Source organism: Corynebacterium kroppenstedtii (genome assembly GCF_016894245.1).
Lineage (GTDB): Bacteria > Actinomycetota > Actinomycetes > Mycobacteriales > Mycobacteriaceae > Corynebacterium.
Map to the genome: position 1 here is coordinate 830548 of NZ_CP069792.1, position 15338 is coordinate 845885.

A 15338-nucleotide genomic window follows, 5' to 3' on the forward strand; every position below is an offset into this window, starting at 1 on the left:
ACAAAAGTAAATGTTGAGATGATAAGGAGCTGCGTGGTGCGAAGTAGCTTCATGCCTGTGGACATTTCGGCACAAGACGTCGAGCTGTCGACCAAAAGGGGCCCGGTGTACGGACCGCTAAGTTTCACTGTTCAACCGGGAGAAACGGTCGCGCTTGTCGCCGGCCAGTCCAACGGGCTGTCGAGCCTGTTACTCACCCTGGTGGGGCGCATGAAGCCCTCGGGCGGAACAATCACCGTGGGTGGACTCACCATTCCCCAACACATGCGGAAAGTCCAAAAGATTGCGACATTCGCTGGCTTTGAGAATCTGGATGATTTGGATCCTGCACTGACCATCGCGGAAATAGCTTACGAGCGGATTTCGCTCGAATCACCGCTCATTGCACGTCGGCCTGGGTGGGAGGGCGATCATATGATGTCATGCCTCCACGCAGCTTTTGGTTCCGAGCCCCCGGGACCGGACGTTCCCATCGAAGACCTCACGGTGTTGGGGCAGGCGCAGGCGAGGCTTTTCGTCGCCCTCGTGTGTCGCCCCTCTGTGATCAGTTATAACGATGTCGATTCCCTCCGCAATCCAAACGATCAAGCTGCATTATGGGAATCACTGCAGCGTGCCTCTGCTCTAGGAATAACTATTGTCGCGAACACCGCGAACGTCGGCGCTATTCCTGAGGGTGTACGACAGATCTTCGCTGAGCGTCCCGACAATCGGGATGAAAACCGTGTTATTGATGAGCCCGCAGATGAGTTCGTGGCTGAGCAGACGCGCGCCGATATCCCCCGCTCCCCCAGGACGACTCCCCAGGACGACTCCAGACTAAGGAGCACGCAAGACACCACAACCCGCTCCAGAGCAGGTAGTACACCTGCTTATCAGCACACCCATGCTCTCGCCGCCGAGGAGGCTAACCATGGCGAATAACAAGCCCAACCACAGTGCATCCGCGGGTTCCTCGCCCGCTCAGCCGAAACGACGAGGCCTCATTCCGCGTGGGAAAGGAGCTGCCGCGTACCGCGAACGCATCATGCCCCGCATGTTGATCGGACGGAACTCGGAAATCCACCGCCTGCGTATCTTTCCCGTCGCACTCGCCATTCTGGCTACCATTCCGCTCCTTGTCGGCGCGTTCTTCCTATGGGCCAACCAGAATCCGACGGAAAACCTCAGCGACATGAAGGTCGCCGTCGTCAATAATGACCGTCCGGCAGAAAAAGATGGACAGCCAGTGAATGTTGGCCCGGAAATTATTCAGAACGTTAAGGCCAACCCCACCTTCGATTGGCAATTCCCGTCAGAATCAGAAGCCAAGAAAGGTCTAGAGGACGGTAAGTACTTCGCTACCGTCGTTATCCCCCAAGATTTTTCATCCTCCGTGGCGTCCATCGGCACCCAGAATCCGCACCAAGCTGTGCTGAACTTCGACTATAACGACGCGAATGGAAAATCGGCATCCGTCCTGTTGAAAGCAGCAGCTGAGCGTCTGCACTCGACGATTAATGAGTCGATCACCAACACAGCCAGTGCCAAAGTTTTTTCGTCGCTCAATGAAATCCATGACGGAATGGGTAAAGCTGCCGACGGTTCCGGCCAGTTGTCTAATGGTGCGAAGACCGCCAATAGCGGTGCGACCCAGTTGGATAATGGCGCCAGTAAGCTTCTCGATGGATCCTCGCAGTTGAAGGACGGCGCCGGGACGCTCACGTCGAAACTGGGCGAAGCCCACGATGGTGCAAAGAAGCTGGATGATGGATCTGCGCAGCTTCACGCAGGCGCCCAACAACTCACCGACAAGTTAGGTCTTGCCCACGAGAAATCGACGGAACTTGCGAGCGGTGCCCAACAGGTCTCTGACGGTAACGCAAAGCTGGCACAGGGCAACGCCCAACTAGCCGCGGGGCTCGACGAGATGAAAGGGAAGCTGGCCGCGATAGAGGGAATCCCCGGAATCAACCAGCTACCTCAAGTACGGCAACTTCTCGACGGCGTTAATCAAGCAAATTCGGCGGCTCACCAACTAGCCGACGGTGCTCAGAAGGCCTCTGATGGTTCCCGACGAGTGGCAGATGGCAGCACCCAAATCAGCGGTGCGCTCCAGCAATTCCAAACCGGAAGCCAGACCATCGCTTCGAAGCTGGATGAAGCTCACGCCGGTGCAGGGCAGCTCAGCAGTGGCCTGAGCCAATTGCAGGGTGGCGCAAGCCGGCTTCAGGATGGTGCAACCACGCTGAATAATGGCCACCAAGATCTGAAGAACGGAACGACCCAATTAGCCGGAGGAACCGGGAAGCTTTCAGAGGGTGCGGGCACGCTGCACGATAGTTTGGCATCCTCGCAGGGTCGTGTACCAGCGTTTACGACGCAGATGGTGGCGCACAACGCGGACACCATGGCTGGTCCGTCGGAACTGAATGAAAGCTGGGTACATAAGGTGTCGTCGATGGGCGAAGGCCTAGCCCCGTTCCTGGCCGGCTTCGGAATTTTCTTGGGTGGATTGTTCGTGTGGCAGGTTGTTCGTCCACTCCCCCGACGGAACCTCGCTGCGTCAGTGTCGTCGCTACGCTTGGCTATCCGAGCTACTACTCCAGCCTTGTTAATCAGTGTTTTGCAGGTCGCGCTGCTGGTTGGCATCAGCTGGTTTACGTTGGATATTCGTCCCCAAAACCTCCTCGCCTGGACCGCTTTGATGTTGCTGGGTGGATTTGGATTCTTGATCTTCCAGCAAGCACTGATTATCTGGTTCGGGGAAGGAAAGGGGCAGTTGTTGGGCATCGTTGCTTTGGTGGTGCAGTTAGCGTCCGCGGGCGGGCTGTACCCCATAGAAACCTCGCCCAGATTCTTCCAGATCCTCCACCCATTCATGCCATTTAGTTGGCTCATCAAAGGGATGAGGCAAGCCGGGGTCGGTGATGTGAACGCCCAATTCTGGAATTCCGCGCTCGTGTTGGCCTTCGTTGCGGTGCTCACCATGATGTTCTTGGTGTGGGGTGTATCGCGCAAACGCGTATACACAATGTCTACTCTGCACCCAGCTGTGGTGTAAGGACTCGCCTCTAGCCCCGCGTGGTGTAAGGGCTCATCCCCAGCCGTGTGCTCCTCCCAGTCCCGCTTGGATTGGGAGGATTTTTATGTTCGTGGCCGGCTAAGTGGGATTCGGCGGTACCACGTCGGCGTCGCCAGCTCGGACTATTCTGCCCCGGGAAGAGGCCCCCACGATGCTGCGCCACCGTGATCTGCGTCGTCGCATGCCCGAGCAATAATGGCCCGGAACCGTGGCTTCATATCAGGCAATTCGTTTACATCGCACCAGGTGACCGCTTGGGATTCGTCGTCGCCAATGCCGGCCTCCGGCGAATCATCGCGAAGCGAGGCACGGAAAGCGGTATCCACATATGAGGTCACATCGCCATTGGGATACACCACCGGCCCGACCGCCTGGACATTCAAAAGGGATTCGATCTTGATGAGCGCCCGCGTTTCTTCGTGGGCTTCCCGTATAGCTGCAATATGGGGATGCTCACCTGGGTCGACGATGCCCGTAACAGGTGTCCATTGCCCATTGTCGACGCGCTGAACCAGTAAAACTTCGCGATGACCAGGGACAGCGGCGTCGCGGAGGACGACAACGGTCACTCCTGGCAGCCAGAGTGGATCATGGCCAATTTTTGATCGGAGATTAATGATGAAGGGTGGCGTGGACATCGGTTATATTCCTCCGCGGCGAGGGTGAACTGTGAAACAGGGGGCGGATCGGCCTGTATAGACCTAGCCGGCGTAGCAATCAGCTGTGGGAAGAACCACCCTAGGAATCCGCAGCCTGTGCAGCCCGCCGGGCAGCATCAATATCGACGGCAACCGGATTGTGGGATTGTTGTGAGCCCTCCCCACCACCGCAGGAGCAGGACGTCTTGCTCTCTTCGGCTTGTCGTTGAGCGTCAAGCACTGCGACAGTATGTGCGCCCATGGCGGCACCCACACCGATGAGAGCTACCGATGCAATGACAGCCACGACAACCCACAGCCATGCCCATCCAGAAGCCCCCCAAGCGACGATTCCTCCGAGTAACAGGGCCAGCCCACCGACTGTCCAGCTCGGCGCGGCCACTTTGTGGGCAAGTTCCCACATGGCGGGATCACGGCGAACCTCGGGGACACGAATGCCCACCCAGCTGTTACCAGGAAGTTTTCCTCCCCATGCGGCCAGGCCCACCCCGCCTAGTGCAATAGCGAGAATAACCAGAATGATGCCGACAATCATGGTTCTAGTGTAAGCCCGTCGCGTTATGCGATGACAGGCCGGACACGGATCTCTTCCACGGTGCATTCGGGTGTGGCATCGATGGCTGTGCGCACCGCCGCCGCGATGGATTCCGGCTGCACGTAGATTGCGCCGTCGTAGTCCTCGGGGGCCATCCCTTTTTCTTCCTGGATTTCGCGTTGCATATCAGTATCGACGCGCCCTGGATGGACAGATGTGACCCGGACGACGCCCCGTTCTTCTTCGCGAAGTGCGTCGGTGATAGCCCGCAGAGCAAACTTAGAGGCGCAGTACGGGGCGCTTCCGGGGCGGGATCTGTGCCCGGAGCCGGAATTGATGGCGACAATGTCGCCATGCGCGGCGCGTAATTTCGGCAAGAGCTGCCGAATGAGGTCTACCTGCGCAATAACGTTGAGGTCGAGGACCCGTACCCAGCTTTCGCGGGAGACATCGGCAATAGCGCCACCCACTGAAATCCCGGCGCTGAGAACAAGTACATCCAGCGCCGGTTCAGGGAAAGCGTCGAGAGCCTTGCCGACGGATGACGGGTCCGTGAGGTCCGCGACGAATGGTCGCGCATCGGGAACGGTTTGTTGAGCCTTTTTAATGCTCTCCTCGCTGGTTCCGCCGATGTAGACGGTGTGCGTGGTGGCGAGGTCGTGGGCGATGGCAAGCCCAATACCGCGGGTCCCTCCTGTGATGAGGGCTACCGGGCGTTCGGCGGGCGTGGTGGGTGGTGTAGTCATTGGTCGTGACTCCTCAGTGTTTTGCGGCCTATTCGTGGGTGCCCGAGATAAGCCGCTAATTTGGAGGTTTATTTAGTGGTGATGTCGACACCGCTGAGCCCGTGAAGGCGTTTTTCGGCTGATTGCTGGGATTTGGCTCCGTCACCGATACATGCGTCAAGGAGATTGTCGAAGGACAGGTCGCGGGTGTCGGCATACAGTAATTGCTTTTTGGTAAAGCGATCAATCAGGTGGTCAACATTATCGTGGTGTGCAGCTATTGCAGTCCCGCGAATGGCATCTATCCATTCTTGGGGGTTGGCTACGACGAAGAGAAGGTCATTAGCGTCGTCGTCGAGACGGTCAAGGATGCTAATGACCACAGAAGCAGCTTCGCTTACCGACGGTGGTACGTCACCCTCAGCAATCTTTTCTTTAATCCATTCAGGAATGAAACCACGTCGGAGGCTACGCCACGGGTAAAGCTCGAGGCGGGCGACCTCGTCAGCTGTGGGCAGGTCTTCGCCGGAAATGTGTAGTTTCCCGTCCGTGGTCATCCGGTTTCCAGGCCACTTGTCCATGAGTACGTGGCGGAGTTCCCAAGCAGGAATGAGCGGGAACTCATCATCCTTAACGTTGAGGTTATCCCGGCCGGTCATCATCGCATTTTGTTGGTCATTGAGGTCGAGGATTTCCGCAAGCGCTTGCGCCGTACGCGTGAGTGAATGGCCAAGCTGCTCCCCCCGTTGATGCCGAACTAGCGGTAGCGAATGGTCAATTTTTTGAAGCAGAGCATCGAAATATTTAATAGGCTCTTCGGCGGAGCCTTGATGGCCCTCTGTGTTTTTTACTTGAATTAAGCCGTCAGCTAGGTATCCAGAAACCTTGTTTTTAAAAACCGCGTTATCTCCAAGAACCATGAGCTTGAGGTGGTCAGAGGCGGGACGGTCAACGATGTGCGGGAACGTACGGTTGATAATACCGTCATCGACCTCAGAAAGAAGCCCGTAGAAAGGCTCATCGCCGAGGTAGACGATGGAACCTTTCTTAACCGTCGCTTCTTTGTCATGATCAGAAAACCACTTTTGATCTGCCGGGTGGATGACGTCGTCAATTGAAAAGGACTCTGTCTTTTTAGCGAAAATGTCTGACGCGGACAGAGTCTTCGGTGAATACATTTCGCGATAGAAAGTCACGAAGTCGGAGAGAATAGTGGTGTTAGGCATATGTACTCCTTCTTTTATAAAGGGTTTACTTGTCAGGGGTGACCGGGACAGTTGCCCTCATCATGGGCCCAACTAGACTATGTGACCATGACAAATCCGAGAGAAAAGAGCCCGAATGGGGGCCAGTCATCTGATCGCCCCACTACTTCAGTGTCCGCTTCCCACATTACTTCGTCGGGTTCCCTTTCCTCGCGGTCGAGTGCATCGTCGGTAACTAACGACGAGCCCCGCTTCCGTTATACCGCCGGTTTGGCTGCGGACATCGAAAATGCCTGGCACCAGCGTTGGTCCCGTGAGGGAACTTTCAACGCGCCTAACCCCACCGGCGATTTAGCACCCCTCGACGGGAATTCGGACCTCCCCGATGACCAAATTTTTGTTCAGGATATGTTCCCCTACCCCTCAGGCGTGGGGCTGCACGTTGGGCACCCATTGGGATACATTGCAACGGACGTGTACGCACGCTTCCACCGGATGTTGGGTAAAAACGTGTTGCATGCCTTGGGATACGACGCCTACGGTCTCCCCGCGGAACAGTATGCCGTCCAGACGGGGACGCATCCGCGGACGACCACCGAAGCGAACATCGCGAACATGAAGCGGCAGCTGGGGCGCTTGGGGCTGGGGCATGATCCCCGCCGGTCTTTCGCTACAACTGATCAAGACTTTTACCGCTGGACCCAATGGATTTTCTTACAAATTTTCAATTCCTGGTTTGATCCCGAGGCCAACGCAGCGCGGCCGGTGTCGGAATTGCGAGATAAATTGGCATCGGGTGCCGTTAATGTGGCTTCAGGTCCCGGGTATCACAGCGTTGATCCGGAAACAGGGAGAGCCGTAGATGCCGCTGAACAAGCCGGTAAAAGCTCCGCGGAGATATGGCAAGCGCTGGATGATGCTCAGCGTGAGCATATCGTTGAAACGTTCCGCTTAGTGTATCGATCCAGGTCAACGGTGAATTGGGCGCCAGGACTAGGCACGGTTCTAGCCAATGAGGAAGTTACGGCCGATGGTCGTTCGGAACGTGGTAACTTCCCCGTTTTCCGGAAAAAACTTACCCAGTGGATGATGCGGATCACTCAATATTCGGATCGTCTGCTCGATGACCTTGACTTGCTGGATTGGCCCGACAAGGTGAAGTCCATGCAGCGGAATTGGATTGGCCGGTCGAGGGGCGCGGAAGTAACCTTCACCATCCCGACGAACGGTTCCGGTCACGGTCGCGCTGCGTGCTCGGTATTCACGACTCGCCCAGATACCCTCTTCGGTGCTGAATATCTTGTTTTGGCGCCAGAACATGAGCTTGTCGACGAAATCGTTGCAGATCAGTGGCCTGATCTCCGCGCGGAACACTCGCTGTCCGACGACACCATCGCCCGCTGGACCGGCGGAGCGGCCACCCCTGCCGATGCGGTGAAGGAGTACCGCGCGTCCATCGTCGCGAAGTCTGATTTGGAACGCCAAGAGAACAAGGACAAAACCGGTGTTTTCTTAGGCACCTATGCGACCAACCCCGTGAATGGTCGTCGCATCCCCGTGTTCATCGCCGACTATGTCCTGTCGGGCTACGGCACGGGCGCGATTATGGCTGTTCCCGCGCACGATGAGCGTGACTACGACTTCGCCCGGGTCTTCGAATTGCCTATCACCGAGGTCATTTCCGGCGGCGACGTCACCGTGGAGGCTTTCACTGGCGCTGGCACAGCAGTGAATTCAGCTAACGATGACGGCTTAGACATCAACGGCCTCCACGTGAAGGACGCAAAAGCCCGTACCATCGATTGGCTCGTCCAGCGCGGCGTCGGCAAGGAAAAAATTCAATACAAACTGCGTGATTGGCTCTTTGCCCGGCAGCGGTACTGGGGCGAACCCTTCCCCATTGTGTACGACGAGAACGACGTCGCTCACCCGCTCCCCGAGTCCATGTTGCCCGTTGTGCTTCCAGATGTTGACGACTACCGACCCGTGTCCTTTGACCCGGATGATGCGGAATCGGAACCGCACCCGCCCCTAGCCAAGGCGAAGGATTGGGTCAACGTGGAGCTGGATTTGGGCGATGGCCTGAAGAAATACCGACGCGATACAAACGTGATGCCGCAGTGGGCGGGAAGCTCCTGGTACGAGCTCCGCTATGTGGATCCCACCAACCAGGACGCGCTCTGTGACCCAGAGAATGAAAAATACTGGATGGGCCCCACGGATCAGAAGACATCCGGCGGTGTGGACTTGTATGTCGGCGGTGTCGAGCACGCTGTGCTGCACCTGCTGTACTCCCGGTTCTGGCATAAGGTGCTGTTTGATCTCGGATACGTTTCCTCCTGTGAGCCGTACCATCGTCTCTTTAACCAGGGGTATATCCAGGCCTTCGCGTACACCGACGACCGCGGTGTGTACATCCCTGCCGCGGAGGTTGTTGAGCGCGATGGCTCATTCTGGTGGGTCCCCAGCGACGGGCGGAACATGGACGGTGTTCAGACCAATGAGCACGGCGAAATCCAGGTTCATCAGGAGTACGGAAAAATGGGTAAGTCCCTAAAGAATGCCGTCTCTCCTGAGGACATCTGCAACAATTACGGTGCGGATACGCTGCGCATTTACGAAATGTCGATGGGTCCTCTGGATACATCACGCCCATGGGCAACAAAAGACGTCGTGGGTGCACAGCGCTTTTTGCAGCGCCTGTGGCGACTTGTGGTCGATGAGAAGACGGGCGATCGTGTCGTCACCGATGCATCCCCCACCGATGACGATCGTCGCGCCCTGCACCGCACGATTGCCGCAGTCCGTGAGGACTACGCCCAGTTGATGGATAACACCGCGGTGGCGAAACTCATCGAGTACGTCAACTACGTGACCAAAACGTACGCGGGTGGGGCGCCCCGCGAGATCGTTGAACCAGCCGTGCTGCTCGTTGCCCCGCTGGCCCCGCACATCGCTGAAGAGCTGTGGTCACGGCTGGGCCACACCGAGTCCTTGGCACACGGCCCCTTCCCGACGTTCGAGGACAAGTGGCTTGTCGACGACACCGTCGAGATTCCGGTTCAGGTGCAGGGGAAAGTCCGCAGTCGTATTAATGTAGCGACGGACGCCTCACGCGAAGATATTGAAGCTGCGGCACTTGATGACGCCAAGGTGAAAGAACACGTGGGCGACCATGAGATCAAGAAAGTGATCGTTGTCCCTGGCCGTATGGTCAACGTGGTGATCTAGGCCCGACCCGGAACGGAAAACAGCATGCTTGGAAAATCAAAAAAATCCGCCTTGGGGTCGTCGGAGGCGTCGGGTTCTTCGGAGTCGAGCACGTCGTCGGGAGCGTCGGGGTCTAGCCCCGCTGCGGCCACGGTGAAGAAGGAACGCCCCTGGTATATCGAAATCCCGATCATCATTCTCTGCGCGCTTCTTGTCGCTGTGCTGTTCCAGGTTTTTATTGGGCGCGTCTATGTCATTCCTTCAGAATCCATGGAGCCGACGCTCAATGGGTGCACGGGCTGCAATAATGACCGCGTTTTTGTCAATAAGCTTGCCTACGATTTCAGTTCCCCCAAGCCGGGCGATGTCGTCGTGTTCCGAGGACCAGAGTCCTGGGACGAAGGCGAGTTCGGTGAGAACACATCGGATGAGGGCAGCGGCTTCAGCAGAGTATTGCGTACTGGGGCGTCGTATATCGGGCTGGCAACTCCCCCGGAGAATGACGTGGTGAAGCGGGTCATCGCGACGGGTGGGCAAACCGTGGAGTGTCAACCCGGCGACGATGGCGTCAAAGTGAATGGGAAGACGATTGATTCGTCGTACACATTGCAGCCTCCGCAGAGGCAGGTCGACACTGAGCATGGTTCAGAAGCATGTGGGGGCGGGTATTTTGGCCCGATTACTGTGCCCGATGGAAATGTGTGGTTGATGGGCGATAATCGCACGAATTCTGCGGATTCGCGTTACCACATGGAAGACCAGTACCAGGGAACGGTGCCCGAGAAGAACATTATTGGTCGGGTGGATGCCCGTATTTTGCCGTTTAGTCGGATTGGCACGGTGGATCACCCGGATGTCCAGAAGGACTAACCGATTCGCGTTGCCGGTGATGAGGGGACGCGAAACCATCATCGGCAACATCCCTGGCGCGCCTATCGGTAATCGAGACCGGCAATTGCCATCCACCCGGTGCTGGTTATCCACCCGAGTGCGAAGGGAATGAGCACCCAACAAATGGCGAGCCATGGGCGCCAGCGGTCGTACCGTGCCCACTTGATATAGGTGGTCCACACTGCCCCGAGTGCGCCGACGAGGGCGATGGCTCCCGGCACGACCGGGAAGAGGATTTCGTAGGTGCGCGAACATATCCATGCCGACTCCCCCGCGTCGCAATCGGGGCCACCCTGGTTATGGGAAATGAACAGGATTATTCCGGCCGCGATCAGCGTAATAAGCGGCACCACGATGACATACACAATGGCTTGGTGAGTGGACCGAGTGTGTTGTTCTAGGCGAAGTAATGGGTCGAGTTCATAATCGAGCCGGGATGGTTTGGATGGCGTGGAGTCTGCTTTATCTACGGTGACGCGCTGATCGGGGTCATCGGAGCGGTGAGAATGAGATTTCCCGTGGCTATCCACTCGAACCTCCTCTACAGCGAAAATATTGGTTTAGACGGGAACAATAACAGTGGGGACGGGCGAATTCCGCACAATCTGGTTTGTTGAGGAACCAAGGAAGGTATGCCCGAAGACCCCCAGCGTGGAACTGCCCACGATGAGGAGGTCCCCTTTCTTCCAATCTAGATCGGTGATGGAACTTTCCCAGTCCGCGCCGGAACCAATGGCGAGTTCGACGCGGAGATCGTCGAAGCGCGCGAGAGCGCGTTCTTGTCCACGCTCAAGGATGCTCTGGGCTTGATCCCGCCATTGACGGGTGGCTTCTTTTGCGTGCTTGTACGGGGTTTCAGTGGGATACATCGATGGCCCGTGGGGGGTGAATGCGACGAGGCGAAGGGGAACATCCCATCGGTGTGCGTAGTCGCACGCTTTCCGCAGAGCTTCTTGTGATTGGTCAGTGTCGACGTAAGCGCAATTGACCCGTGTGACGCCTTTTTTGGATGTTCGCAGGTCACGTGGGGCGAGCCCTAGGGATACAGGTGCGCAGTGAAGCAGAGCGTCCGATGTGGATCCGGCGACAAAGCGGCCCTCGGGCGCAGAAGCGTGGGATCCGAGCAAGACAATCGTTGCGTTGAAATCAGTGGCGGCTGCACTGAGGGCATCCGTTTCCGAGGTCGCGGTGATGAACTCAAAGGGGTGAGTGTCCAGGGAATCGTCCGGAACGCGAGCGTTTTTCAATGCTTGAAGAGCAGCACGCTCACAGTTTTTGGTCTCTTTGCGGATCCAGTGTTGGTAGTCTTCTCCCAACCCGTCGGGAGTGTCAGATGGCCAGATGGAGGGCAAAACTGTGACGGTTCGGATGGTAGCTGGTGAGGTGCGGGCGATCCAGGCTGCGAATTCCTCGGCACTGGATTCGGCGGGATGGGGGCTTCGGGCGATGAGAATGCGAACCGGAGATTCGTCTGTCACGGTGGTGCTCCGTCGGTGAAAGTACTGGTTTCTAGTGTATGTCGGGTTTTATGAAAAAGAATAGAGGCTGGTGCCCGCGTCGGCGATTATCTGGCGTAGGTGGTGCCCGTGTGTCAGTTTTTAGTGGACATCACTTACGCCGGCTGCTGGTGGGGAGGCTGATCATCGTCGGAACCACCCTCATGATCATTCAGCATACGCTCAAGGAGATCGGTTAACTCTAATGCTAGCTCTTTGCCATCCCTGGTGTATTGCGAGATAAATCGGGCAAATTCTCGGTTCCGTTGGGCATTGACGCGGTCTAGTTCTTGTTGACCGTGTTCGGTAAGGGCAACAGTGACTCCACGGCGATCGTGTTTATCACGTTCCCGAACGACGAGACCATCGAACTCTAATCGGTGAATGGCGTTTGACGCGGTGGGCATGCTGATGGATTCGTATTTAGCAATATCGCTGATGCGCATGGATCCGTGTTGTTCGAGGACGGAAAGTATAGAGATCTGACCAGCAGTGAGAGTGGTGTGGACTGACTGGCGGTAGTAGATCAGAACCAGCCTGTTGAAAAGGGGGCGAAGCCGTGCGGCGAGCTCGTCAATGGAAATGTCATCGGCGGATTTTTTCGAGGATTGCGTGGGGGCGTGGGATGGTGTGGCATCGACCGGAGAGGTGTCGCCTGAATTGTTATCGATGGACTTGTCAGTTGAGGTCATTATCACCAGGTACGTTAATCAGTAGAGGACCCCTCCCATTATATGGGGATTCTCACCCGCGCTAAAGCTGCTTGCGCGCAGCGCAAAGATTGGTAGCGCATCCCGATGCATGTCAGCGTGGTGCATGTCAGCGTGGTACATGTCAGCGTGGTGCGTGAGTTCGATACGTTGGCCTATGGGAACCGTGAAGTTCCTTAAATCGGCATTCCCGACGCTAGGGAAAGGTCACAGAAGATGCTAGAGGGCGGGTAGAGGAACGAAAACGGAAGTTGAAGGGGGACTTAGTAGAAGGTTTTATGGGGGACGGTGTGGAGGGCTATACACGTGAGGCTATTGTGCCTATAGTGACCGGAGTGAGCTGGACAGAGACGAGGAATCATCAGCTTGATCGTCAACGGTTGCTGGCTGAATACCGCCGAGGAGAAATCTCTGCGGAAGACTTGCGGCAGTCGTCGCGTCGGCTGATTGATGCAGCTGATTTCCATGGTGAACCACAAGATCGTCCGTGTCCGCTATGTGGAAAAAGGACGTTAAAAAATGTCATCTGGATATTCGGCGATAACTTGGGGAAAATAGCAGGGACCGCGCGTAGTCGTCGAGAGGTTGAGGCCCTGGCGGAAACCTATGGCGACATTACCGCCCACATCGTGGAGGTATGCGTGCATTGCCGGTGGAACGTGCTGCTTCATGAGATGCTTGTTCGCGTAGGAAGTGGTACGTCCAAACCTCGCGTAGAGGAGAAATAGGACTAGTGAGTAATAAACAACCACAAAGGCAGGCCAAGATGTCTACCTGGAAAAAGGTGCTGCTATGGACAGGTGTGATCCTCCTTGTCCTCATTCTTGCGCCTGTTGTGGCATTCTTTTCCGCCTACGCGGTGACGAAGGTTCCGGAGCCTCAAGAGCTACAAACTAATCAGATTGCAACGATTTACGCGTCGGATTCCTCCACACAGTTGGCGCGCATCGTGCCGCCCGACGGTAACCGCACGGACATTGATCTGTCGGAGATCCCCCAACCAGTGCGACAAGCCGTTTTGGCGGCGGAGGACCGTTCCTTCTATTCCAACCCCGGTTTCTCCGTCAAAGGTTTCGGACGCGCTGCGCTCGGACTTGTGACAGGTAAGGAATCCTCTGGTGGTGGTTCCACCATCACCCAGCAGTATGTGAAAAATGCCCTCGTGGGCAACGAGCACTCCTACACGCGTAAGGCTAAGGAGCTCGTTATTTCCGCGAAGATGGCCCGCGAGTGGTCGAAAGACGAAATCCTCGGGGCGTATCTGAACACTATTTATTTTGGACGTAACGCGTATGGCATCGCCGCGGCGTCGAAGGCGTATTTCAACAAGGATGTCAAGGACCTCACGCCGGAGGAAGGCGCTGTGTTGGCTGCCTCTATTCAGCGTCCGTCGGAATTAGACCCGTGGACTAACCGCCAGGCTGCCGAAGAGCGATGGAATTACGTCATGGACGGTATGGCCGAAATGGGCGCTGTTAACGGCGAAGAGCGCGCACACGCGGCATACCCGGAGGTTATTGATCCGAACACGATCGATACAGGGTCCGAAGTTGAGGGCACGAATGGCTTGATTAAGTCGCAGGTCATGTCTGAGCTCGAGGCATCCGGCATTAGTGAGCAGGATGTCAACACCCAGGGTCTGAAGATCACGACGACGATTGACCCCAAGGTTCAGAAGTCCGTGACGGAGACGGTCAAGAACCGCATGCAGGGCTACCCGGATGATTACCGGACCGCAGTGGTGTCGGTTGATCCCCGCAATGGCGCGGTGAAGGGGTATTACGGAGGCGATGATCCTAATGGTTGGGATTTCGCCAACACCGGCCTTCAGACCGGATCGACGTTCAAAATTTTCGGTTTAGCCGCAGGCCTTGAGCAGGGAATGTCGCTGTCCCGCGTGTACTCCTCGGCCCCAGTGACTATCAATAACCTGACTATTCAGAACTCTGAGGGCGAATCCTGTGGTTCGTGTAGTTTGGCCACGGCATTGAAGATGTCGCTGAACACGAGCTTTGTGCGTATGCAGCACGATTTGAAGCACGGTTCAAAGGACACAGCGGATATGGCCCACCGCTTGGGTATCCCCACTGAGGTCAATGGCGAAAAGACATTGCAGGAAAAAGATGGTCAGGTTTATGACGGCGTCATCTTGGGCCAGTACTTAACCCGCCCAATTGACATGGCGACTGGCCTGTCCACGTTGGCGAATAACGGCATGTACCACCAGACGCACTTTGTTCAGAAGGTGGAGACGTCGTCAGGCAAGGTGCTGCTGGACCGGTCGGATGTTGAGGGTGACCAGCGGATTGATAAGGATGTCGCCAATAACGTCATCTCCGCGATGGAGCCGATCGCGTCGTACTCGCGTAACCACGGCTTGGCTGGAGGCCGGACCTCGGCAGCCAAATCCGGTACGGCTCAGTTGGGCGATACTGGCAATAACAAGGATGCATGGTTTGTTGGTGCAACCCCGCAATTAGCGACGGCGGTCTGGGTCGGCACTAATGACGGCCAGCCCATTTTCTACTCGGGCCGGCCGATGTATGGCGCTGGACTCCCAGCCGACATTTGGAAGCAAACCATGGATAGCTCCTTGCAGAACGAAGATTACATGGCCTTTGGTGATTCAGGTTCGTCGGGCTCTAAGCAGGCGAATACGAATTCGGGCGGATCGAAGAAGACCTATACCCGAACGACAACGGTTCAACAGCAGCAGCCGTAGCGTACTCGTGCACCCCAAACGCAGGCGCCACAGCAGCAGCAGTATGCGCCGGAGACGCAGGAAACCCCTGCCCCGACGCCACAAGCGCCTGATAATGGCGGTCTTAACATTCCGACGCGGA

Annotated in this window: 13 protein-coding genes; 6 read left to right on the top strand and 7 right to left on the bottom strand. The window is 56.6% G+C overall.

All coding sequences use genetic code 11. The features are described from left to right. Positions 1-33: 33 nt before the first annotated feature. Complete coding sequence (locus I6J23_RS03670) at positions 34-924, top strand: ATP-binding cassette domain-containing protein (protein ID WP_204582573.1); 891 nt, start codon at positions 34-36, stop codon at positions 922-924. After that, positions 914-3043, top strand: coding sequence for a YhgE/Pip domain-containing protein (locus tag I6J23_RS03675; protein ID WP_204582574.1), 2130 nt, complete (start codon positions 914-916; stop codon positions 3041-3043). Before I6J23_RS03670 ends, I6J23_RS03675 begins: the two co-directional genes overlap by 11 nt. Before the next feature lie 143 nt (positions 3044-3186). Here I6J23_RS03675 and I6J23_RS03680 read toward each other — a convergent pair whose 3' ends face one another. The 4 genes from I6J23_RS03680 to I6J23_RS03695 form a co-directional block, all read right to left on the bottom strand. After that, the gene (locus I6J23_RS03680) at positions 3187-3702 is read right to left on the bottom strand and encodes an NUDIX hydrolase (RefSeq protein WP_204582575.1); all 516 of its coding nucleotides are present in this window, start codon (positions 3700-3702) and stop codon (positions 3187-3189) included. A 100-nt stretch (positions 3703-3802) separates the two neighbouring features. Next, the gene (locus tag I6J23_RS03685) at positions 3803-4258 is read right to left on the bottom strand and encodes an SdpI family protein (protein WP_204582576.1); all 456 of its coding nucleotides are present in this window, start codon (positions 4256-4258) and stop codon (positions 3803-3805) included. 23 nt (positions 4259-4281) lie between these two features. Further along, positions 4282-5004: an SDR family oxidoreductase gene (locus I6J23_RS03690; RefSeq protein WP_204582577.1), complete on the bottom strand. Its 723-nt coding sequence runs from the start codon at positions 5002-5004 to the stop codon at positions 4282-4284. A 68-nt stretch (positions 5005-5072) separates the two neighbouring features. Continuing rightward, the gene (locus I6J23_RS03695; protein WP_204582578.1) at positions 5073-6209 is read right to left on the bottom strand and encodes a hypothetical protein; all 1137 of its coding nucleotides are present in this window, start codon (positions 6207-6209) and stop codon (positions 5073-5075) included. Positions 6210-6296: 87 nt separating this feature from the next. On the opposite strand from I6J23_RS03695, the gene leuS reads away from it, so the two are divergent. Further along, on the top strand, positions 6297-9419 hold the full coding sequence (gene leuS / locus I6J23_RS03700; RefSeq protein WP_239454980.1) for a leucine--tRNA ligase: 3123 nt from the start codon (positions 6297-6299) through the stop codon (positions 9417-9419). 24 nt (positions 9420-9443) lie between these two features. After that, positions 9444-10268: a signal peptidase I gene (gene lepB / locus I6J23_RS03705; protein ID WP_239454981.1), complete on the top strand. Its 825-nt coding sequence runs from the start codon at positions 9444-9446 to the stop codon at positions 10266-10268. 62 nt (positions 10269-10330) lie between these two features. Here lepB and I6J23_RS03710 read toward each other — a convergent pair whose 3' ends face one another. The 3 genes from I6J23_RS03710 to I6J23_RS03720 all read right to left on the bottom strand — a co-directional run bounded on the left by I6J23_RS03710 (position 10331) and on the right by I6J23_RS03720 (position 12477). Next, complete coding sequence (locus I6J23_RS03710; protein ID WP_204582579.1) at positions 10331-10819, bottom strand: hypothetical protein; 489 nt, start codon at positions 10817-10819, stop codon at positions 10331-10333. Between the two features lie 30 nt (positions 10820-10849). Continuing rightward, entirely contained in the window at positions 10850-11767 is a 918-nt protein-coding gene (locus tag I6J23_RS03715; protein WP_204582580.1) for a universal stress protein, read from the bottom strand. A 134-nt stretch (positions 11768-11901) separates the two neighbouring features. Then, positions 11902-12477, bottom strand: coding sequence for a MarR family winged helix-turn-helix transcriptional regulator (locus tag I6J23_RS03720; RefSeq protein WP_204582581.1), 576 nt, complete (start codon positions 12475-12477; stop codon positions 11902-11904). A 296-nt stretch (positions 12478-12773) separates the two neighbouring features. On the opposite strand from I6J23_RS03720, the gene I6J23_RS03725 reads away from it, so the two are divergent. After that, positions 12774-13223 (top strand): DUF5318 family protein, encoded by a 450-nt coding sequence (locus I6J23_RS03725; RefSeq protein ID WP_204582582.1) that lies wholly within the window; start codon positions 12774-12776, stop codon positions 13221-13223. Positions 13224-13228: 5 nt separating this feature from the next. Then, the gene (locus I6J23_RS03730; RefSeq protein ID WP_430516398.1) at positions 13229-15217 is read left to right on the top strand and encodes a transglycosylase domain-containing protein; all 1989 of its coding nucleotides are present in this window, start codon (positions 13229-13231) and stop codon (positions 15215-15217) included. Positions 15218-15338: the final 121 nt, after the last annotated feature.